At 70.9% G+C, this 20178-nt stretch carries 20 protein-coding genes and 3 tRNA genes; 15 read left to right on the forward strand and 8 right to left on the reverse strand.

Annotated elements, in window-relative coordinates; genetic code table 11:
* Positions 1–116 precede the first annotated feature (116 nt).
* Positions 117–1175: a histidinol-phosphate transaminase gene (locus ACWGLC_RS15310; RefSeq protein ID WP_452100680.1), complete on the reverse strand. Its 1059-nt coding sequence runs from the start codon at positions 1173–1175 to the stop codon at positions 117–119.
* Between the two features lie 105 nt (positions 1176–1280).
* Between ACWGLC_RS15310 and ACWGLC_RS15315 the strand changes: the two genes are divergently transcribed.
* The 4 genes from ACWGLC_RS15315 to ACWGLC_RS15330 all read left to right on the forward strand — a co-directional run bounded on the left by ACWGLC_RS15315 (position 1281) and on the right by ACWGLC_RS15330 (position 3740).
* Positions 1281–1372, forward strand: a tRNA-Ser gene (locus tag ACWGLC_RS15315).
* A 53-nt stretch (positions 1373–1425) separates the two neighbouring features.
* Positions 1426–1498 (forward strand) — tRNA-Arg (locus tag ACWGLC_RS15320).
* Between the two features lie 325 nt (positions 1499–1823).
* On the forward strand, positions 1824–2756 hold the full coding sequence (locus ACWGLC_RS15325) for an NAD(P)-dependent oxidoreductase (protein ID WP_452100701.1): 933 nt from the start codon (positions 1824–1826) through the stop codon (positions 2754–2756).
* A 522-nt stretch (positions 2757–3278) separates the two neighbouring features.
* Complete coding sequence (locus ACWGLC_RS15330; RefSeq protein WP_452100681.1) at positions 3279–3740, forward strand: hypothetical protein; 462 nt, start codon at positions 3279–3281, stop codon at positions 3738–3740.
* 79 nt (positions 3741–3819) lie between these two features.
* Here ACWGLC_RS15330 and ACWGLC_RS15335 read toward each other — a convergent pair whose 3' ends face one another.
* The 3 genes from ACWGLC_RS15335 to ACWGLC_RS15345 form a co-directional block, all read right to left on the reverse strand.
* Positions 3820–4791 (reverse strand): HAAS signaling domain-containing protein, encoded by a 972-nt coding sequence (locus tag ACWGLC_RS15335; RefSeq protein WP_452100682.1) that lies wholly within the window; start codon positions 4789–4791, stop codon positions 3820–3822.
* Positions 4788–5135, reverse strand: coding sequence for a PadR family transcriptional regulator (locus tag ACWGLC_RS15340; RefSeq protein ID WP_452100683.1), 348 nt, complete (start codon positions 5133–5135; stop codon positions 4788–4790). The genes ACWGLC_RS15335 and ACWGLC_RS15340 overlap by 4 nt, the downstream gene beginning before the upstream one ends.
* A 219-nt stretch (positions 5136–5354) precedes the next feature.
* Positions 5355–6635: a reverse transcriptase family protein gene (locus ACWGLC_RS15345; protein WP_452100684.1), complete on the reverse strand. Its 1281-nt coding sequence runs from the start codon at positions 6633–6635 to the stop codon at positions 5355–5357.
* Positions 6636–6942: 307 nt separating this feature from the next.
* On the opposite strand from ACWGLC_RS15345, the gene ACWGLC_RS15350 reads away from it, so the two are divergent.
* The 5 genes from ACWGLC_RS15350 to ACWGLC_RS15370 all read left to right on the forward strand — a co-directional run bounded on the left by ACWGLC_RS15350 (position 6943) and on the right by ACWGLC_RS15370 (position 13357).
* On the forward strand, positions 6943–7947 hold the full coding sequence (locus ACWGLC_RS15350; protein ID WP_452100686.1) for a hypothetical protein: 1005 nt from the start codon (positions 6943–6945) through the stop codon (positions 7945–7947).
* Positions 7948–8046: 99 nt separating this feature from the next.
* On the forward strand, positions 8047–9075 hold the full coding sequence (locus ACWGLC_RS15355) for an FUSC family protein (RefSeq protein ID WP_452100687.1): 1029 nt from the start codon (positions 8047–8049) through the stop codon (positions 9073–9075).
* Between the two features lie 114 nt (positions 9076–9189).
* On the forward strand, positions 9190–10131 hold the full coding sequence (locus ACWGLC_RS15360) for a DMT family transporter (RefSeq protein WP_452100688.1): 942 nt from the start codon (positions 9190–9192) through the stop codon (positions 10129–10131).
* Between the two features lie 4 nt (positions 10132–10135).
* On the forward strand, positions 10136–11134 hold the full coding sequence (locus ACWGLC_RS15365) for an ADP-ribosylglycohydrolase family protein (protein WP_452100689.1): 999 nt from the start codon (positions 10136–10138) through the stop codon (positions 11132–11134).
* A 60-nt stretch (positions 11135–11194) separates the two neighbouring features.
* Positions 11195–13357, forward strand: coding sequence for a DUF2339 domain-containing protein (locus tag ACWGLC_RS15370; RefSeq protein WP_452100690.1), 2163 nt, complete (start codon positions 11195–11197; stop codon positions 13355–13357).
* Here ACWGLC_RS15370 and ACWGLC_RS15375 read toward each other — a convergent pair.
* From ACWGLC_RS15375 to ACWGLC_RS15385, 3 genes are all read right to left on the reverse strand, one after another.
* Complete coding sequence (locus tag ACWGLC_RS15375) at positions 13312–13773, reverse strand: hypothetical protein (RefSeq protein WP_452100691.1); 462 nt, start codon at positions 13771–13773, stop codon at positions 13312–13314. The genes ACWGLC_RS15370 and ACWGLC_RS15375 overlap by 46 nt on opposite strands.
* Positions 13774–13882: 109 nt before the next feature.
* Positions 13883–14464, reverse strand: coding sequence for a PGPGW domain-containing protein (locus tag ACWGLC_RS15380; RefSeq protein ID WP_452100692.1), 582 nt, complete (start codon positions 14462–14464; stop codon positions 13883–13885).
* 73 nt (positions 14465–14537) lie between these two features.
* Complete coding sequence (locus tag ACWGLC_RS15385; RefSeq protein ID WP_452100693.1) at positions 14538–15167, reverse strand: hypothetical protein; 630 nt, start codon at positions 15165–15167, stop codon at positions 14538–14540.
* Between ACWGLC_RS15385 and ACWGLC_RS15390 the strand changes: the two genes are divergently transcribed.
* Together ACWGLC_RS15390 and ACWGLC_RS15395 are read left to right on the forward strand one after the other, a co-directional pair.
* Positions 15166–16638 carry a cytochrome P450 gene (locus tag ACWGLC_RS15390; protein ID WP_452100694.1) on the forward strand — a complete coding sequence of 491 codons (1473 nt, stop codon included), beginning with the start codon at positions 15166–15168 and terminating at the stop codon, positions 16636–16638. The two genes, ACWGLC_RS15385 and ACWGLC_RS15390, sit on opposite strands and share 2 nt — an antisense overlap.
* 128 nt (positions 16639–16766) lie before the next feature.
* Positions 16767–17378, forward strand: a complete 612-nt coding sequence (locus tag ACWGLC_RS15395) for a putative glycolipid-binding domain-containing protein (RefSeq protein WP_452100695.1) — start codon at positions 16767–16769, stop codon at positions 17376–17378.
* Positions 17379–17464: 86 nt separating this feature from the next.
* Here ACWGLC_RS15395 and ACWGLC_RS15400 read toward each other — a convergent pair whose 3' ends face one another.
* A complete protein-coding gene (locus ACWGLC_RS15400) occupies positions 17465–18451 on the reverse strand; it encodes a prephenate dehydrogenase (RefSeq protein ID WP_452100696.1) in 987 nt (328 codons plus the stop codon).
* 36 nt (positions 18452–18487) lie between these two features.
* Between ACWGLC_RS15400 and ACWGLC_RS15405 the strand changes: the two genes are divergently transcribed.
* The 4 genes from ACWGLC_RS15405 (at position 18488) to ACWGLC_RS15420 (ending at position 20004) form a co-directional block, all read left to right on the forward strand.
* Positions 18488–19027 carry a tRNA adenosine deaminase-associated protein gene (locus ACWGLC_RS15405; protein WP_452100697.1) on the forward strand — a complete coding sequence of 180 codons (540 nt, stop codon included), beginning with the start codon at positions 18488–18490 and terminating at the stop codon, positions 19025–19027.
* Positions 19024–19494: a nucleoside deaminase gene (locus ACWGLC_RS15410; RefSeq protein WP_452100698.1), complete on the forward strand. Its 471-nt coding sequence runs from the start codon at positions 19024–19026 to the stop codon at positions 19492–19494. The genes ACWGLC_RS15405 and ACWGLC_RS15410 overlap by 4 nt, the downstream gene beginning before the upstream one ends.
* A 102-nt stretch (positions 19495–19596) precedes the next feature.
* Positions 19597–19800, forward strand: coding sequence for a CsbD family protein (locus ACWGLC_RS15415; RefSeq protein ID WP_452100699.1), 204 nt, complete (start codon positions 19597–19599; stop codon positions 19798–19800).
* 113 nt (positions 19801–19913) lie between these two features.
* Positions 19914–20004, forward strand: a tRNA-Ser gene (locus tag ACWGLC_RS15420).
* Positions 20005–20178: the final 174 nt, after the last annotated feature.

Here is a 20178-nt window from a genome sequence, read left to right on the forward strand (position 1 = left end):
GACTCCTCACAGGGCGGCCGTAGTTGGGCGTGGCAGAAGGGAAAGCGGACTTGAGGTCTGCTTCCCGAACCTCGCCCATGGTGCCGTCGCCAGGTCACGGGACCCCGCCGGAACAGTCACATTCCGGTTACGAATTCCTTCGCGGAAGCGAGGAACCTGTCGTTCTCATCGGGATCGCCTATTGAAACCCGCACCCCGTGGCCGGCGAAACAGCGGACGATGACCAGGCGCTCGCCGCAGTGTTCGTCGAACGCCGCGGACCGGTCGCCCAGCGGCAGCCAGACGAAGTTGGCCTGGCTGTCCGGAACCGTGAAGCCCATCCCGAGCAGGGCATCACGGACACGGCCGCGCTCGGCGACCACCGCATCGGTGCGCACCCGCAGTTCGTCGCCGGCCTCGAGGCATGCGATGCCCGCGGCCTGCGCCAGCGAGCTCACCGAGAACGGCACCATCATCTTGGCGACCGACGTGACGAGCTCCGCCGGGCCCACCAGGTAGCCCACCCGCAGGCCGGCCAGCCCGTAGGCCTTGGAGAAGGTGCGCAGGGAGACGACGTTCGTCCGGGACATGGCCTCGAGGACCCCGTCCACGGGGTCCTCGGAACGCATGTACTCGTAATAGGCCTCGTCCAGGGCCACGGTGACGCGATCGGGGATGCGGTCCAGGAACGCCCCGAGTTCGGCGCGACTGACAGCGGGGCCCGTCGGGTTGTTGGGGGTGCACACGAAGATCAGGCGGGTCCGATCGGTGACGGCGGCCGCGATCGCGTCCAGGTCCAGCGAGCCGTCGGCGCTGTTGGGGACCTGCACCGGCACGGCGTGGGCGATGCGGGTGATGATCGGGTACGCCTCGAACGATCGCCAGCCAAAGATCACCTCGTCGCCCGGCGCGCATACCGCCTGCACGAGCTGCTGGCACAGCGCCACCGAGCCACAGCCGGTCGTGACGTTTCCCGGTGCCACCCCGAGGAAGTCGGCGAGCCGCTCCACAAGCGCGCGCGCCGTGATGTCGGGGTATCGGTTGGCGCCGGAGGCGGCCTCACCTATCGCGACGGCCACGCTCGGCAGCGGCCCCGTCGTCGTCTCATTCGAGGCGAGTTTCACCGCACCCGGCACGGTCGCGCCGGGAACGTAGGCGGGGATGGCGTCGAGATCGTTGCGCACGTCAGGGGACATGAGTACAGCGTAGGACTATCGGGTGACCAGCAGGTGACCGGGCGTTTTGCGAACCGACGACGGCTGTGTGTACTGTTATTCCTCGTTGGCTCAGCAGAGCCTCCAGGAGGCGTGCCAGAGCGGCCGAATGGGACTCACTGCTAATGAGTTGTCCTCCTAAAAGGGGACCGGAGGTTCAAATCCTCTCGCCTCCGCCATGTCGGAGAGCCGGGCGACCGGCTGATCTGGCACGACAGAAGAATATGAGTATGCGCCCGTAGCTCAATGGATAGAGCACTTGACTACGGATCAAGAGGTTAGGGGTTCGAGTCCCTTCGGGCGCACGTCAAGAACGCCCCCGTCCACATGACGGGGGCGTTCGTCGTTTGCGGGCCCGCCTTGCCTGCGCCTCCCGCGCCTCCGCGTGCCGCCCCACGCTACCCCCGCCATGCGCCCCCGCGCGCCCCGCGCTCCGCGCTCCGCCGATTGGTCGCCCCCGTGCCCCGCGCCCCCGCCCCCGCCGATTGGTCGCAGCGCTTCGCGTTTCCCCAAAACAGGCGCCGACGGGGGCGGGATCTGTGACCAGTCGACGACGCGCCCCGGTTGTGTGAACCTTCAGGAATGATCGACGACGACGAGGTCGCGCGCGAGCCCACGAAGGAGTTCTCAATGGCAGCTGGTTCAGGAGACTCGCGGGGATTACGGGTAGCGATCGGGCCGAACCAGGATCGGCACCTGACCGACGCCGTGGAGGTCGTCGGCGGATCGGTCGTCCCACTCTCGGAGGCGCAAATCCTCGTGTGGATCGGTGGGCCGGACGGGTTCCCGGAGTTGCCGGACGCCATCGAGTGGGTCGCGCTCAGCACTGCCGGCATCGAGCATTTCGTCGACGCGGAGGTGATCGACGACAAGCGGCTCTGGACCAACGCTTCCGGCTTCTACGCGCGTGGAGTCGCCGAGCACGCCCTCGCCCTGCTGCTCGGGGGCACCCGGCAGATCGTGCGTTCGGCCAAGACCCACTGGGCCAAGGACACCGTTGACCCGGCGGTCCGGACCCTCCGGGGTTCCACGGTCTCGATCATCGGAGCGGGCGGGATAGGACGCGAGCTCACACCGTTGCTCAAGGCGTGCGGTGCGACGGTGCTCGCCGTCAACAGATCCGGGCACACGGTCGACGGCGCCGACGTCACGATGTCGGCTGACCGGACTGATGAGGCGCTCGCACAGTCGGACCACGTCGTACTGGCGGCCCCGGACACGCCTGAGACACGTCACATGATCAACGACCGCACCCTGCCGTTGCTCAAGCCGCACTCGTGGGTCGTCAATGTCGCGCGCGGGCCGCTCATCGACCAGGCCGCGCTGTACCGCGCACTCGCCGCGGGTGCCCTCGGCGGGGCCGCCCTCGACGTGACCGACCCGGAGCCGCCGGCCGACGACGACCCGCTGTTCGATCTCGACAACGTCGTCCTCACCCCGCACGTCGCCAACCCGGCCGGCCGACTCACGGAAGAGATGGCGCCGTTCCTGGCCGAGAACCTGCGGCGGTTCGCGGCCGGAGGCGAGCTGCTGTCGCTGGTGGAGGTCGGCAAGGGGTACTGAGCACCGGACACGCGCCTGACTGTGACGGAGCGAGGACGGAATGGCTGTTGCTGCGGGGGCGGAGAGGTTCCGGTGTTGCACAGGGGAGTGAAGCCTCACTCACGCGGGAGAAAACTGCCCGCGGCTCGGCGGACGGCGTGCCACGGTACGGGTCCACGCGTTCACAGTGAGCGTCTCGTACCGCCGGATCTGCCCGTTCGGAGGAGAAGCAATGGCACACAGCAAGAGAATCGCAACACTGGCCTCGGCGGCGGCGCTTGCCGGCGGAACCATCCTGGCCGGCGCCGGCGCGGCGGGCGCCCAGGGCTCGTCGGAGGTCGCCAACGACCTCCAGCTCGCCAGCATCGCGCTCAACGGCCCCGTTTTCGTGTCCCCAACGCGGAAGGCGGCCCAACGGTCGCCTACACCAACGAGGGCGACGCGACCCAGCAGTGCATCGGCTTCACCGCGCCGTACAGCACGATCGAGGAGAACGACATCGATCCCCGTGAGATCAATCCGAACAGCCTGGGATCGCTCGGGGTGCTCGGCACGATCCAGGGTGGTGGCGGCGTCTCCGTTCTGACGGTGAGCCCGCAGGGTGAGCCCGCCGCGGTTGTCAGTGGACCCGGACTCGATCTGGTGGGGACGGCCACCACCTTTGGCACCGGCGTCACGAGCGGTCTTCGAGTGCCGGCCGGCGAGACGGTGACCTGGGACGCGCCCGCTCCGGCGGACGAGCCTGCGGCGGCAGGGGTCATCTGCGCCAGGGAGGGCATCATCGGCCCCCGGCTCGGCAACTTGGTGAACTACTTCGGCATCGACCCGCAGGTGGTCGCCGATCAGGCGAACGACATCCTCGGTCCGCTCGGATCGGTGGGCGCAGGCAGCGTCAACGGCAGCGTCGTGGGCGTGGGAGCCGGCCTCACCGCCTCCCTCGCGGGCGGCGACGACACCGAGGCCGACAGCGGCTCTGGTGCCGCACCGGCGGGTGGCGGTAGCTGAGGAGTCCTTAGCGGGAAGTCTCTGATGGAGGCCCGGTGAGTGGCATCGACCGCCCCTCGCCGGGCCTCTCGTCTGCCCCTTACCGGGCCTCTCGCCGGTACGCGCGCAGGGTCTCGACCTGGTCCCACACCACGATCGCCCAGATCGCGATGATCACGACCCACCGGATCGCGGTGGTCGTTCCATCGGCGTCTGTGGCGACGAGGTCCGGGTGGATCACCTGGCCCTGGATCAGCACGAGGGCGGTGAGGAACACGCCGAACGCCACGTCGACGGCCACCTCGATGACCAGCCGTCCACGCCGTGCGCCCGGTTGGACCAGCAGCCACACCTGCATCAGGGCGAGTGCCGCGAGGAGGATCAGATAGCCCGCGAGCCAGGCGGTCGGCAGGCCCGGATTGATGAGTGGCTCGCCGTTGTTCAGGTGCCCGATGTAGAGGAACGTCGACGGGATGAACGGCACGGCGGCGAGGACGGCCAGCACGATCAGTGACACGATCGCGTCGACGCGGGTCTCAGTTCGCGGCGGGGCAGCCTCCAGGGTCGCGGGATCCCAGTCGGGCGACGGCGCGAACGGCCCGGGCGTGCCGTCCGGGGTGGAGCGTTCCACGATCGCGACGATGATCGTCCACGCGGCGAAGACGCCGAGGAGCGCGGGCACGACACCTCCGACGACCTGCCCGATCAATCCGCCCAGTTCGGGCTCGGGCTTGGTGGCCACGTAGACGATGCCGTTGGCCAGCGCGGCGATCACGCCGACGACGGGTAGCAACCACCGCAGCACCCGCACCCACACCGGGTACGTGCCCGGCCCGATGAGGTACTGCCGCTGCCCGGAGTAGCGGCGGGCCAGGACGGCCGGGTCGCCGAGCCGGGCGAGCGCCGCGCGTTCGGCGGCGTCCGGATCGGCGCCGGGTGCGACGGCGGAATCCAGTTCGGCCGCGGCCATGTCCTCGATGATGGCGGCAATCTCGGTGGCGATGTCGTCGCGCTGGTTCTCAGGGAGTCGGCGCACCACCTCGGTGATGTAGCGATCGGTCAATGCGGTCATGGTTGGCCTGCCTTCCGGAGTTCGGTGAAGCCGATGCCCAGCGCTCGCCATTCGGAGTCCAGGCGTTCGGCGGTCTGCGCGCCGAGTGGGGTCGTCTCGTAGTACTTGCGGGGCCGCGGCTCGTCGGTGTGCCAGAGCGAGGTGAGTAGTCCCTGGCTCTCGAGCCGTCGCAGGAGTGGGTACAGCGTGTTGGCCTCCGTTGCGATCCCGGCCTCGGCGAGCGTCGTGAGGAGTCCGTAGCCGTACTGCGGCGTCCGGCACGCGAGCAGGCTCCCGAGTACCACCGAGCCGCGCCGCAACTCCTGAAGGTGGGTACTGAGTACCGTGTCCGTCTCATCGCCCATGTGGCACACGATAGTGTGTGTCACACAGTATGTAAATGGCACACAGTAAGAAGGCGAGATCATCAGTGGGCTGACCTGCGGTGCCCTGGGCAGGGTGTTCGGGGCGCCGCAGGTCAGAGGGGTGGGCGCGTGGGAGGAGAGCGGCGAAGTTGACGACAGAGGGACGACGACGAGGCGGGCTGGCCGCGGCGGCCCGCGCTCGTCACCGGGACGGGCGACTCAATTCGCCCAGTCGACCTCGTCGGCCATGCGCAGCAGTCGCTCGCGACGGACGGGATCACTCGCGCCGACCCAGGCGATGAGCCCAAGGACGTGGGCTCGGAAGTCCGGGTGCCCGGCGCGGTTCTGGGAGGAGGCGCCGGAGCGGCGGGCGTTGTGGAGGAGCGCGCGGAGGTTGTCGTACTCGACGCGGCTGACCCGGGGGAGGTCATTGACGACGAGCCCGGCGAGCGTCTGGCGCTGGTGCGCCCGCATGACGCGCACCTTGCCCGCGTGGACGATGAACCCCTCGGAGGCGATCACCTTGAGCACGACCCACAGCGCCCGGCCGGCGTTCATCTCGTGCCCGGATAGCGCGAGGTCATCGCCGTAACGCGTGTAGGTGAGTCCGTTGGCCGCGGCGTAACCGTACAGGCGTCGATCCAGGGAGCGCATCACCAGGTTCGACAGATGTGGAGACGTCGGCGCCCCTTGCGGGAGATGTCGGCCGCGGAGGTAGGCGGCGTGCTCGGAGGGGACGCCGCGGAGCTTGTCCGCAGGGGTCGCGGTGGTGCACAGGTCGGCGAGAAGCCGGGCGACCGCGGGCGGGTATCCGGCTCGGCGGAACACGTCTGCGATCCGCGGGGCGGTGATGCTCTCAAAGCAGTGACGCAGGTCCGCACGCAACACGATTGGCTTCGCGGAGTGCGGCCACGCGAAGTCGGCGGTGGACGACCCCGGGACGAACCCCTTGGCAGCCCGGTGAACGGGGATCCGCGAGACCAGGTGCCGCAGGATCCGCCGCTGCACCTCCCGCAGTCGCGGCTTGGGTGCCTCGATGACGCGGACCCCGTCCCGCTTCTCCCGCGTCCACACGCGATAGTGGGGCAGGCCGGGAGTCGCCGTGCGCAGCCAGCCGCCGTGATCGGCGAACCACTCGAGCTCGCCGATGGTGAGATCCAGCCATTCGGCGACGTCGCGCGCCGTGCGCAGTGCGGGCAGCCCGTCGAAGGCCGCGGCGGGCCGAGCCGGCTCGGACACGTCGAAGGACAGGGCACGCGTTGCCGGCGGGGCGGTCCACGGAGCCAGCACTCGCCGCAGGGTCTCGGCCGGGTGCCGGGGTTCGCGCGGGAGCATCAGCAGCGACGGGAGTACCTCGCGCGCGACGTCGCCCGGTAGGACGGCTTCGAGGGCCCGCAGGAGTTCCGGCCAGGTCCAGCCGGTGTAGGTGCGGGAGAACCATGCGGCGGCGTCGCCCACTTCGGCAGGGGACAGTCGCGCGGGCGGGCGTGGCTCGGTCATCAGACAGCGGGACCGTGGCCGGCGGGCGAGGCGACCCTGAACTCGTCTCGGCGGTGCCGATTCGCACGCGGAGCGTGCCGTGCGGCACCGGACGCAGGAACTAACTGTGATGTGTACCCAGGGGTTGCCCCTGAGACGGATCGGATCGATCCACTCTCGCCTCGCCCGCCGCCCACGCCGCACAGTCTGCCAGGGATTCGCTGCTGACCTGCGGCGCCCTGGAAGCACTGTGCAGGGCACCGCAGGTCAGAGGGTGGCGGCCCTACCGAACCGCCTTCACGCGACGCCGCGGGTTACCCTGCAGCCCATGCGTGTCTCGCCTGACGGAACCTTCGAAGGGCTGCGTCCGTCGCACCTGTGCCGGGCGGCGTGCCGGGTCCAGGCGGGCCACGGGCCGATGCGTCTGCACGTCGCGCTCCACCCGGTCATCGACTACCGGCCCTACATCTCGGCGTCTCCCGACGTCTTTCCGCCCGGACACTCCGGCTATGACCAGGGCATGGCTGGTGACCTGCAGATCCCGGCGGAACTGCACGATCAGATTGAGACGTGGATCGAGGAGTTCAAGTCGAACTTCCTTCACCTCGGGGACCGCCCGGTCGACCAGCCGGTGTGGCGCGACGGCTTCGACGAGATGGCGTGGCTCGACCGCGGCCACGAGCTCGCCCGGCGGCTGGGTGAGCACTATCCGGAGCACTTCGTGTTCTGCTGCGCGGAGAAGTACGTCGTGTGCGGGCTCGCCGCGGACCAGTTGGACTATGTCTGCGCCCTGACCGGCCACTACAAGCGAGAAGTCGGCTGGCGGATGCCCGGCAACGAGCCCGACCCGGACGTGCCCGCCGAGCTGAAACTCATGCCCGAGTACGGCGTCGAGTGGGGTCTCTGGGCCGGTGCGCTGCCGTACCACCAGCCGCCCCGGCTCCGTTCGGGCCAGGGGCCGATTGGTTTCGCCACGCCGCGCTCGCTGGGTCTCACCCCGGAACTCGAGGAGCGACTGCGAGTGTGGAACGAAGAATGGCGCCGCGGCTTCCTCGATTACGACTCCGACGGCGTGGATACCGGGCGTGACCTGGGACTTCCCGGCTACGGTTACGGGTTGCCGCGCTGGAGCGCCGATGTGGATCCCGTCGCCTGGTACCGCGAGGGGCGGACGATCGCCGCTCGGCTGGCAGCCGAGCTCCCGGGCGTGACGGTGCGACTCACCGCGGTGCGGTACGTGTGCGCGCCGCGGCTGCCCCTCGTCGCCAGGATTTTTGACGACGACGAGTTCTTCAGTCGCGACGCGCAGGGCTCCGCCTGGATGCCCGTGTAAAGCGGCAACCGGCCGACCGGCCGGGTCCGTCCATGGGAGGGGTGATGGCCTCCTGCGCATTCGCCCTCAACTCTCCGTAGTTTGTGCCACCTTTGCATCGTGACCTCAATAACGGGTGCGATTCCGCAGTCCAGCACGGGAAAGCCCGATACGCGCATCGCGGTGGCGGCGTTGGCGGCGATACTCGTCCTCGCCCCGATCGTCGTGCTGGACCTGTCGTCGTGGAAGTCGAACGGCTCGCTCTGGTATCTGGGCATGCTTCCGGCACTCATGGGGCTGTTCGCGGGTCGTCGTCTCGCCTTTGCCGCAGCCGCGCTGACGCCGGTGATTGTCGGGATCTCCCTCCTGCTGCGCGACCTGCCGCCTGTTGTCGGAGCCGCGTACATGCTGCTGCTCGGCGTGGCGACGGGGCTCTCGGCCCGGCGGGGGTGGCATGTGATGATGTCCTTCGCTGCCCCGCTCGCCGCCCTCGCGTTGATAGGGGATATGCACGTGGCGCTGCCGTCAGGCAGGTATTCGGCGGACGCCTCACCGGAGTCGATCCTCATGGTGATGGTGGTTCTGCTGATCGGTGGTGTGTGGACTGCGACGTTCGGGGCGTTCGCGATCAACAAGGTGCATGTCACCCCGCCCGAGGCTGTACCGAATCGGACCTCCGTGTACTTCGCCGCGGCGATGGGAGGACTCGTAGCGCTGACCTCGTTCATCTCGTTGACCTGGCTGCCGCCCAATTCGTGGTGGATCGTCCTGACCATGTACGTCGTGGTCCAGCCCTACTACGCGTCTGCGATCACTCGGGTTAGCCAGCGTGTAGTCGGGACCCTTGTAGGGTCGACGGCCGCTGCGGTTGTCGTGGTCGCGTTCCATCACCTGCCCGGCCTGATCGCCGCGCTCGCCGCAGTGCTGACCATCCTTGCGGCGTGGGCCAACCTGCGACTGCCGTACTGGGTGTTCGTCACATTCCTCACCCCGGCGGTGGTCCTGCAGACCGCCGGGGGGACCCACGATGTTGCGCAGGCGATCGCCGATCGCGCCCTTTACACGCTCGTCGGCTCTGGCCTGGCAATAGTCGTGATGGCTGGCGGCCACAAGTATCTGGTCCGGCATCCCCGGCCGCAAGAGACTTGAGTGGCTTGACGACGTCTTGGTGGCCAACGCGCACAGTGGAACCGCGACTGGAGCTCCGGGGGTGGCGCGCCCTGTATGACGACGACGAGGTCGGTCGCTTCGTAGCCTCAGCACATGCCCGCCCCTGCTCGAGACGCCCACCGCCGCACCGCCGGCCATCTGGCGTCGGTGGCTCTGGTCGTCATGTGGAGCTCAGGATTCGTGGGGGCCGAGCTCGGGATCCGCGCGGGCGGCACCCCGCTACAGCTGCTGAGTTGGCGGTTCTCGATCCTCGCGGTGATGCTCGTGACGGTCTGCCTGGCGTTGCGGGTCGACCTGACGGACCGACGGGCGTGGGGCCGGCAGGCGGTCATCGGGCTGCTCAGCCAGGCGGGGTTCCTCTTCCTGATTTTCGAGGGCGTCAACCAGGGGGTCGACGGCGGGACGGCGGCCCTCATCGCCTCGCTCCAGCCGCTGCTGGTGGCGACGGTCGCGGGGAGGATCCTGGGCGAACGGATTACCCCGACCATGTGGATCGGCATGGTGCTGGGGCTGGCCGGCGTGGCGGTGGTGGTCTCCGGGGACCTGGGCGGCGGGTCCGCGCAGTGGTGGGCCTACCTGCTCCCGGCGGCCGGGATGCTCTCGCTGACCACCGGCACGGTCCTCACCCAGAAGCTCAGGCCGACCGAGTCCCTGCTGCAGTCCATCACCATGCAGATGGTGGTGACGGCCCTCGCGCTGGTGGCGGTCTCCGTGGTGGCGGGTCAGACGCCGCTGCCGGCGGAACTCGACTTCTGGCTGGCCGTGCTGTGGCTGGTGTTCCTGTCCACGCTCGGCGGCTACGCCATGTTCGTGTACGTGACCCGCACCCGCGGGGCCACCGTGGCGAGCGTGCTGCTCTACCTCACCCCGCCCACGACCATGCTGTGGGTGTGGCTCATGTTCAGTGTCCCGATCACCGTGATCGCGGTGGTGGGGATGGCCATCAGTGCGATCGGCGTGACCATGGTGCTGCGCTCCCGTTCGGCTGCTGCCGCTCAGGGCGCGCGGAACCAACCCATCGACTCGGAGGGCTGACGGCATGACAACGGGCGACAAGACGACCGGCGAGGACCAGGCAGCTCTCCGGGATCGAGTGGCCGGGGTGATGATCGGCACGGCGGTCGGCGACGCGCTCGGAGCGGGCTACGAGTTCGGCTCGGCGCCGCTGGGCCCCGGCGGCCCGGACATGATCGGCGGCGGGCTCGGCGGATTCGCACCCGGCCAGTGGACGGATGACACCACCATGGCCTGGTGTGTCCTCGACGCGGCCTCCCGCGGTGACGGACTGCTGGCCGAGGGGGCGCTCACCACGATCGCGCGGCACTTCCGCCGTTGGTACGACTCCGGCCCGTCGGACATCGGTAATCAGACCCGTGCGGTCCTGCACGCGGCCGGATCCGAACCCACCGCCGCCGCGGTGCGTGAGGCGGCTGTCCGCTTCTCGGCCCGGCATGAGCGCTCCGCCGGGAACGGCTCGCTCATGCGCACTGCTCCCGTCGCGCTCGCCCACCTGGGTGATCGGGAGGCCATCGCCCGAGCGGCGACCGAGGTGAGCGCGCTGACGCACGCGGATCCGAGCGCCGGCCAGGCTTGCCTCCTGTGGTCGCTGGCGATCGACCGCGCGGTCCGGGAGCGGGTCTTCGACATCCGTAGTGGGCTGGCGTTCCTGGACGACGACGAAGCCCGCTCCATCTGGGCGAGCCGGATCGACGAGGCAGAGCAGGAGCTGCCCTCGCGCTTCACTCCGAACGGGTGGGTGGTCACCGCGCTCCAGGCCGCGTGGTCGTCGATCCACCACACGCCGGTGTCCGCCGATGACCCGTGCCGGCACGCTGCCGAATCGTTGGCCACGGCCATCGCGATCGGCGACGACACCGACACCGTCGCCGCGATCGCCGGCGGGTTGCTCGGCGCGCGCTGGGGTGCCTCGGCGTTCCCGACCCGATGGCGCGAGATGATTCACGGCTACCCGGGACTGACGGGCGACGATCTGGCCGCGCTCGCCATCTCCACTGCTGGGCTCGACTCCGGCGGCTGACGTGTGGCTTGTCGGCACTATCCCGTAGACGCCGGGCGCGGCTCGGGAGAAGATTCAGGGGTGAACCCCGAACAGCCTGACCACGTACAGCGAACACTGGCCGATGTCGACGCCCGCCTGGGCCGGATCGCCGGCGAGGTGGCTGAGATCCGTGCGGGGTTGTCGGCGCTTGGCACCCCAGCCGCGGCGCCATCGCCGCAGGGGGCGGGGGAGACGGCCGCGGCCGCGCCACCACGCGAGGCGACGCCCGCTGCCGGCCCGGCCCCGGCGCAGGCGAGCGGTCCGTGGCGCCCGCAGGCTCCCGTCCCGCCACCGCACCAGGGCGGGCCGTGGCGGCCGGGGCCTTCGCCGATGGGCGCCCAGCCGAGCCAGCCCGGCCCGCGTCGGGGCGCCCCGCCAGGCCAGCCCGGCCCGCAGCCGGCTCAGCCCGGCCCGTGGTCGCCGCAGCCCGCCGACCGGCCGTGGCGGCCCGTGCCGGCGCAGGGTCGGCCCGCCCGGCCCTCGCGCATCAACGCCGCCATGGTCATCGCCGCGATCGGTGGCGCCATCATGCTCGCGGGCGTCGCGTTCCTGCTGGTCGTGGCAATCCAGGCCGGACTGTTCCCGCCGATCGCCCGCGTGATCGGCGCCGCGGTCCTGGCCGTCATTCTGGTGGGGCTGGGCCTGCGGTTGCAGTCGCGGCACGAGGCCACCGAGGGCCGGCCCGTCAACCCCGGCGCGCTGGCGCTGGTGGGGACCGGCCTCGCCGCGGCGATGCTCGACGGGATCGCCAGTTCCGTGCTCTACCAGTGGATCCCGGGGCCGGCCGCCTACATGTTCGTCGGCGGCCTCGCGCTGGTCGGGATGATCCTGGCCCAGCGCTGGAGGTCCGCGGTGCTGGCCGGGCTGGTCGCGGCCGGCACGATGGCGCTGTCCCCACTCATCTCGAGCGGCCCCGAGCTGCCGATCTTCTTCGTCATAGTCGGCATCGCCACCGCTGTGCTCGCCGCTGAGCTCGGCCTCGTGGTCCGCCTGATCTGGTCGGTCCCGCCTGCGTTCATGCTCACCGGCTACCTCGCCTCCTCCGACACCGGCCCCGAGGGTGACCAGATCGCCCTCATCGTGGCCGCGCTCGTCTTTGCCGTCGTGACAGTGGCGGTGGCCTGGTACGACTCCTCCCGCAGGGAACCGGTGGCCGAGTACGCCGCCCTCGTCGTCGTCCCCGGCGCCGTCCCCCTGCTCACCTTCCAGGTCCTCACCTACCTCGAACCGGGCTGGCCCGTCGGGGTCGTCCTCGCCGCGGCGTACCTGGGGCTGGCCTACGTCTTCGGGCGGCCGGTGGGACGGGCGGCGGTCGCCGCCGGCGATGCGCGGCGCGGGGCCGGCTTACTGCTCGCCGCGGTGACGGGGTGCGTCGGCAGTGTGCTGCTGGTGGCCGCCTGGGGATCTCTCGACGGCCAGGCCACCACGGGTCTGGCGCTGACGCTCACGGCGATCGCGTACGTGCTCGCCGCCGGGCGGTGGGCGCGGCCGTGGCTGGAGTGGGTCGCCGGGATCGTCGCGGGGCTCGCCCTGCTGGTGTACATGGGGGTAAACCAGCCGCAGCTCGCACTGAGCGAACGGCTGGCGGTGCGCGAGTTCACCTACGTCGACGTGGCGGCCTCGTTCGCCCTCGCGGTGCTGGCGGTCGTGGTGACCTGGTGGCTCGGGCGGCGACTGCCCGGCGCATCCTCGCGCGCGGTGATGGTCGGGGCCGTGGTGGCGCTCGCGGCGTTGTCGGTGATGCTGGTGGCGGCCGGCGTGGTGCTCGGCGACCTGGCCGGCGATCCGCGCAACGGCTTCCTGGCCGCGCACCTCGTCGTGACCGTGCTGTGGATCTGCTGCGCCGCGTGGCTCGTGCTCACCGACAGCCCGCGCGTGGCCGACGCGCGCAAGCTCGGGTTCGTGCTGGGCGCGCTCGCGCTCGCTAAACTCCTGTTCCTCGACCTCGCGACGCTGCCCGGGTTGTTCCGGGTGTTGTCGTTCATCGTGGTCGGCGCGGTCATGTTGGCCGTGGCGGTGCGCTACCGGGGAGGGGACGACGACGCTGCCGCTGTCCCCACCGGCGCCGAACCGTCACCCGCCGAGGGCGGTGGCCCGGCCGGGCAGGCGGCGGGTGCGTGGGCGCCCGGCGGCGGCCAGGGCTGGGCGGGCAACCCCTACCGCAGCGACACGGACCCGTCGGGCAGCGGCTCGCCGACGTAGATACGGAACGCGCGCGGCCCCGCACCCGACATGAGAACCTCCACTTCCGGGTGGTCGACCTCGTCCGGGTCGTCCGACGGCAGGCTCCACACCACCTCGCGCGCCGACGTGAGCTCGTGCAGCGCTGTCCGTGTCGCGCGGACCCAGCGCACGTGTTTGAGCGCGGGCTCGTCGCGCAGCTCGTCGTCGGCCAGTTCCTCGCGGTCGCGCAGGTCGACCATGAGGCGTTCGCCGTCCGGCGCCTCGTACGCGGTGCATACGTGGTTGACCAGCACGGCCAGCGGCCACGACGGCCCCGAGCCGAGCAGGTCGATGATGATCATCCGGGCGTCGCCCACCTGGCTGGGCGTCGGAGTGGTGAGGACCTGCATGCGGTCGGCGACGTCCTCGGTGATCTCGATGAGCTGAACGGTCACGACGAAAGCCCCTTCTCTCGACGGGACGGTCGACAGGGGGATACGCGGCGCGGCCCGGACAGTCCCGACTGTGACCTAGATCATAGTAGATCGCCGGGCCTGCCGGGTATCAGCGAGGTGACGATCCGGGGCGACTCGGGGCGTGCGCCGGTTCGGCACCGTGGCGGGCGTCGCGGCGCTGCTGCCGCTCGAGCCGCCGGGCGGCGTGGCGCTCGTTCTCGCGCTCGACCTCCAGCGCGTGGTCGTACGGGCTGCCGCGGAACCGGCGGAACGAGTAGATCAGCAGCGCCAGGGCGAGGGCCGCGGAGAAGAGGAGCGTCGCACCGGTGCCCCAGCCGCCGACGAGCCACAACTCCGGCGACAGTGGCCACCACGCGGGCGCGGGCGGGTGGATCCCCCAGAAGACGCCGATCCCGGCCAGCCAGGCCACGCCGAGCAGCGATGCGGCGATGGGTGGCCACGTCTGAACGCCACGCGAGGCGCCCTCCATGGCCAGCCGCTTGACGGGGTCGACGCGCTTCTCGAACCACGCGTACTGCTGGGAGAGCACGACCATCCCGGCGAACAACATGAGCAGACCGGGGCCGGGTAGGAACAACGCCGCGATGCCGAGCACCACGAGCGCCCATCCCAGGGTCTCGAGGGCGAGCCGCTTGATCGCGACGTAGCCGAGTCGTTTCACGGGGACCATCGTGGCAGAAAATCCGCCGTGGCTGCGCGCGAGCGGGGGAGCGGCCGCACCCGGGGTCACGCGAGAGACCGCTTCAGGCGGGTACGACGGTGCGGAAGTCGCGGGCGGCGCGCACCCCGGCCTCGATGTCGACCTCGGGCCAGCCGTCGGGGGCGTGGAGGACGGCCGCCAGATGTTCGGCGGTGAGTTCGGCGCCGGCGGCGATCAGCGCGTCCACGGCGTCCCGGTCGGGCGCGTCGAGCAGGGTGTCGTCGGCGAGGCCGTCGATGATGTCGCGCAGCGCGAGCGGCGTGGCGGGGAAGAGTTCGGGGTCGAATCCGTCGTCGACCGGTTGGTCCAGGCGCCACCACCGGCTGCCGTCCCAGCCGTACAGGAAGCCCAGGTAGGTGTCGTGGGAGCGCGCGTGCTCGACGCCGCGCCGCCACCAGCCGGGGGCGTCGCCCACCAGGTCGGTGCCGGCCTCGCCGCCGCGGCCGCTGCCCTCGGTGAGGGAGAACTCGTGGTGCCAGCCGGCGAGCAGCGCGCGGCCCTCGCCGGGGCGCACGAGCGCCATCCACATGTCCTCTTCGCCGACCCAGTGCAGGGCGGCGGCGGTGGGGCGGTGGTGCTCGAGTCCGACCGCGGCGCGCACGGCGGCGTCCACGGCCAGGAGCGAGACGATGTCCTCGGGCGTGGCGTCCATGTCCACGGGGAGCAGAGCCATGTGTCCCACGGTAGGCGCCGAGGGCGACGACGACGAGACCATTGTGATGAACGTCCGGCGACCCGCCGGTTTCCGCCGGGCGGCTGACGCGGTCTGGCCCGACCGGCTGCGGGGGACGCCCACCGCTCGTACGGTGTCCGACATGGACACTCGTCTTCCTCCGGGTCCGCGGCTGCCGAACCTGCTGCAGGCACTGCTCGCGCTGTCGGTCCCCGTCGTCCTCTTCCCCGCGGCGGCGAAGCGGTACGGGGTGCCGTTCACGCTCACGATGCTGCCGCAGCGGCGAAAGATCGTGGCGGTCTCCGAGCCGGCGCAGGTCAAGGACGTGTTCGCCGGCTCGCCGTCGGTCTTCCACGCCGGCAAGGGCAATGACCTGCTGCGGCCGCTCCTCGGTGTGCACTCGCTGCTGCTCCAGGACGGCGGCGACCACGCCCGTGCCCGGCGGTTGCTGGCGCCGGCGTTCGGCCGCCGCGAGATCGCCGGCTACCGCGGCCTCGTCGAGCAGGTCACGGCCCAGCAGTTGGACCGGTGGCCGCGCTCGGGGCGGGTGCGCGCGCACGTGCTGCTGAACGAGCTGACCCTCGAGGTGATCCTGCGGGTGGTGTTCGGCGTCTCCGACACCGCGCGGCTCGATCGGATGCGGCCGATCGTGGCCCGCGCCGTCGACGCCGGCCCCGTGGTGATGATCGGCCTGGGGATGCCCGCGCTGCGCGGGATCGGGCCGTGGAAGCGGGAGGTCCGCGACCTGGCGGCCATCCACGAGTTCCTGGGCGAGGAGATCGAGCAGGCCCGCCGCGACCCGGCGCTGGCCGAGCGTCGCGACCTCCTGGCGTTGCTCGTGCGGGCCTCCGCCGAGGACGCGCAGGGTCTGACCGACGCGGAGCTGCGCGACCAGCTCATGACGCTGGTGGCCGCCGGGCACGAGACCACGGCCACCGCCATGGCGTGGTCGATGCTCGAGCTGGCCCGCCACCCGGGCGTGCAGGAGCGCTGCGTGGACGAGATGACCGCGGCCGGCGCCGACCAGGACGGGGCGGCCGCGGGCGACGCCGAATACCTCGACGCCGTCATCAAGGAGGTGCTGCGCCTGCACCCGGTGGTGCCGATGGTCATGCGGGAGCTGCAGGAGCCGGCCACCGTGGGCGGGCGCGAGTACCCGCGTGGGGTGACGATCTCGCCGTCGATCGTCCTGGCGCACCGGTCGGACGACTCCTACCCGTCGCCGCAGGATTTCGACCCGCAACGCTTTCTCGGTGATGTGCCGACGCCCACCACCTGGCTGCCGTTCGGCGGCGGCGCGCGGCGGTGCATCGGGGCCTCGTTCGCGATGATGGAGGGGCAGGTCATCCTCCAGCAGGTGCTGCAGCGGTACCGGCTCGTCCCGGTGGGCCGCGGGCGCGAGTGGCCACGTTCGCGCAACGTCACGCTGTACCCGTGGCGGCGGGCCCGCGTGGAGTTGCAGGCGCGCTGACTCCGATACCCGATTGCACGTCCCCGAGGTGGTCGAGGCCATGTCGACGGCGGGAAATCAACCGGTGGCGGGCGCCCGGAACGTGGACTGATGTGCGTTTCGGTGTCACTTTCCCTACCGTGGAGTCTGTGAACGCTTCTCAGTCGCCCGCGCCGCTGTCCGAAGCACAGCGTGCGTCGGCTCCCCGCATGTACACGTGGATCTCTGAGACCGGCAGGGTGATCGAGCAGGTCAGAGTTCTCCCGAAGGGTGACGCCACCCGCGCCCGGGGACGCATCGTCTCGGCGACCCACTCGGATCACGACGCCTTTACGGTCGAGTACGAGGCGGAGATCTCGGCCGACCACTCCCTGCGTCGGGTCCGCTTGACCACCTCCACCGAGGAGTACGAGCGCACCATCGACCTGGTGTGCGACGCCGAGGGGTCGTGGCTGCTCGACGACCCCAGCGACACCCGCTCCCGCGTCGGCGGCGAGGGCGTCAAGGACGTCGACGTCACCTACAGTGTGTTCTTCGCCAGCCTGATGATCCGCCGCCTCGGCCTGGACACCCAGCAGGGCTCCGCGGAGGCGCGCGTGCTGTCGGTGGACTCGCTGACCCTCGAGGTCACCGAGGACACGGTCACCATGTCCTCCGATGACGAGCACATCCACGGCATCACCGCCACCGCCTCGACCAGCGCGACGGTCGACGCCGACGGCATGATCCTCGACGTTCCGGGCCTGAGCCGCCGCGTCTGATTCGCCCGGACTGAGCCGGGACTCATCGGCCCGGCCGCGGCGCGCCTGCGCATCTCGATGCGTACGCCCCTCGTCTGAAGAGCGGATCAGTGGGCCAGGCGTACCGCCCGGCCCTGCGAACCCGCGGCCCGCAGCACGTCCAGCCACCCCGGCGCGCCGGGACGGATCGTGATCGCGTCGTCGGTGACGGCGTTGTCGTCGTCGTCGTCTCGTCCGGCGTCACCCCGGCCCACCTGCACGTCCTCGTAGGCGCGGCGCGCGCGGTGGCCGTCGTCGATCAGCGGCCCGAGCGTTCCGTCCGTCGCCAGCGACTCCCGCGCGGCGGCCAGGTCGGCCAGACACTCGTCCAACACGCAGAGCAGCGCGTCGCGGTTGGGCTCGCAGATCGCGCGCACCAGGTCCGGAGCGGTGCCGGCGACGCGGGTGCCGTCGCGGAACGAGCCCGCCGCCAGCGCCAATGCGAGGTCGCCGCCGCGCGCCCCGGCCAGCGCGAGCGCCTCGGCCAACACGTGCCCGACGTGGGAGATCCGGGCGACGGCCGCGTCGTGTTCGGCGGAGGTGGCCGAGATCAGGCGCGATCCGCAGTCGCCGGCCATCGCCGCGACGCGCTGCCAGGTGTGGGGGTCGGCGTCGTCGTCGGCGGCGACGAGCCAGGTCGCGCCGCGGAACAGGTCCGGGTCCGTGGCGTCCCAGCCCGAGTGTGCGGTGCCCGCCATGGGGTGCCCGCCGACGAACCGCGCCGCCAGGCCGCGCCGCCGCACCGCCTCGAGGACGGGCCCCTTGACGCTGATCACGTCGGTCAGGGCGACGCCCGGCGCGTGCTCGGCCACCGCGTCCAGCGTCGCGTCGAGGGCGGGGAGAGGGACTCCGACGACGACGAGGGCGTCCTCCCGCGCGGCCCGACCGAGGGTGTGGGCCAGATCCGTGGAGACGTCGAACCCCGCAGCCGTGGCGGCCTCCGCGGTGGGGGCCGACCGGTTCCATCCGAACGCCCTGTCAGGCCCGAGCGCCCGCATCAGCGACCCGCCGATCAGACCGACGCCGAGCACGCACACGTTCCTCGCATCCGTCACCTGACAAGGTTCTCACAGCCGACTACGGTTGAGCCCATGGCCAGCACCTTCGACCGAAGCTCCCGCGACAGTGGGAGTGACGCCGGCGACGACGCCGTGACCGGCTACGCCCTCGGCGTCATGCAGGAGGGTGGGGCCTGGCACATCACGCGCCTGGCCGACACGGCGTTGACCAGCCTCGATGACGCCGCCCGGCAGGTCCGCTCGCTGCGGACCGAGGGGGCCTCGTTCGGGCTGGTGGACGTGGACCACGAGTTCTTCGTGATCCTGCGGCCCGGCCCGTCCGGAATGCGCCTCCTGCTGTCGGATGCCACCGCGGCGCTGGACTACGACCTCGCCGCCGATGTGCTCGACGAGCTCAACGTGGAGGTGCCCGACCTGTCGGACGAGGAGCTCGAGGACACCGACCCGTGGGGTGAGGGCGACATGGCGATCCTCGAGGATCTCGGGCTGCCGGAGGGGGTGCTGGAGATCATCGTCTCCGAAACCGACCTCTATGCCGACGAGCAGCTGCAGTCGGTGGCCGAGCGGATGGACTTCGCCGACGAGCTCGAGCGGCACCTGCCCGACTCGTGAGTTCACCGTCGCGCCTGGCCGCCGACGAGACGCTGGTCCGCCGGGCGCTCGCCGTGGCCGCCGGGGCGCCGGCCGGGGATGTGCCCGTCGGCGCGATCGTGCTCGGGCCGGACGGCCGTCAGCTGGCCGCCGCCGCGAACCGGCGCGAGGCCGACGGCGACCCGTTCGCCCACGCCGAGGTGCTCGCGCTGCGGGAGGCCGCCCGGGTGCTCGGCGACGGCTGGCGGCTCGAGGACTGCACCCTGGTGGTGACGCTGGAGCCCTGCACGATGTGCGCCGGGGCGGCGGTGGCGGCGCGGGTCGGACACATCGTCTTCGGCGCCTGGGAGCCGCGCACCGGGGCCTGCGGGTCACTGTGGGACGTGGTCCGAGACCGACGGCTCGTGCACCGACCGGAGGTACGCGGAGGCGTTCTCGAGGACGAGTGCGCCGCGATCCTCGAGGACTTCTTCCGCGCCCGACGGTGACCCGATCGTGACCCGCGAGCGGTGGAGTCGTTCACCTCGCCTACGTACGGTGGGCCTCACGAGGCGCCGACACATCGGTGCCGCGATCGAGAGGAGCACCACATGGGAGTGGGAGACAAGTTCTCGAACAAAGCCGAGGAGCTGGCCGGGCGCGCGAAGGAGTCCGCGGGAGCGGCCTCCGGTGATCGCGACATGCAGGCCGAGGGCCAGGCCGACCAGGGCTCGGCGAACCTCAAGCAGGGCGCCGAGAAGCTCAAGGACAAGGCCAACGAGGTCGCCGGCAAGATCACCGGCAACAAGGACTGACTCCGTCTTTCGGCCGGTCAGAGCCTGCCCTGAACAGGCTCTGACCGGCCGCTGACTGGCCGCTGACCCCGGCGATTTTCGCGACGGGGCCGGTTTCTAGTAACGTACTTCGCGGTGGCGTGTCCGAGCGGCCGAAGGTGAAGCACTCGAAATGCTTTGTTGGGTAACCCCCAACCGTGGGTTCAAATCCCACCGCCACCGCCAAAGGGAGAGCCCCGGATCTCGTTCAGAGGTCCGGGGCTCTCGTCGTTGCAGGTGCTTAAGGACTCCCGCGAGGCCCGCCGCCCGTCGCCCCTCATCGAGAAGAGCGTTTGGCACAATTCCACTCGGGTGGTCTCAGGGAGCTAGTGCAACACCCTGGCTGGATCGGGGTATGTG

The sequence above is a fragment of the Dietzia sp. NPDC055877 genome, assembly GCF_053615975.1.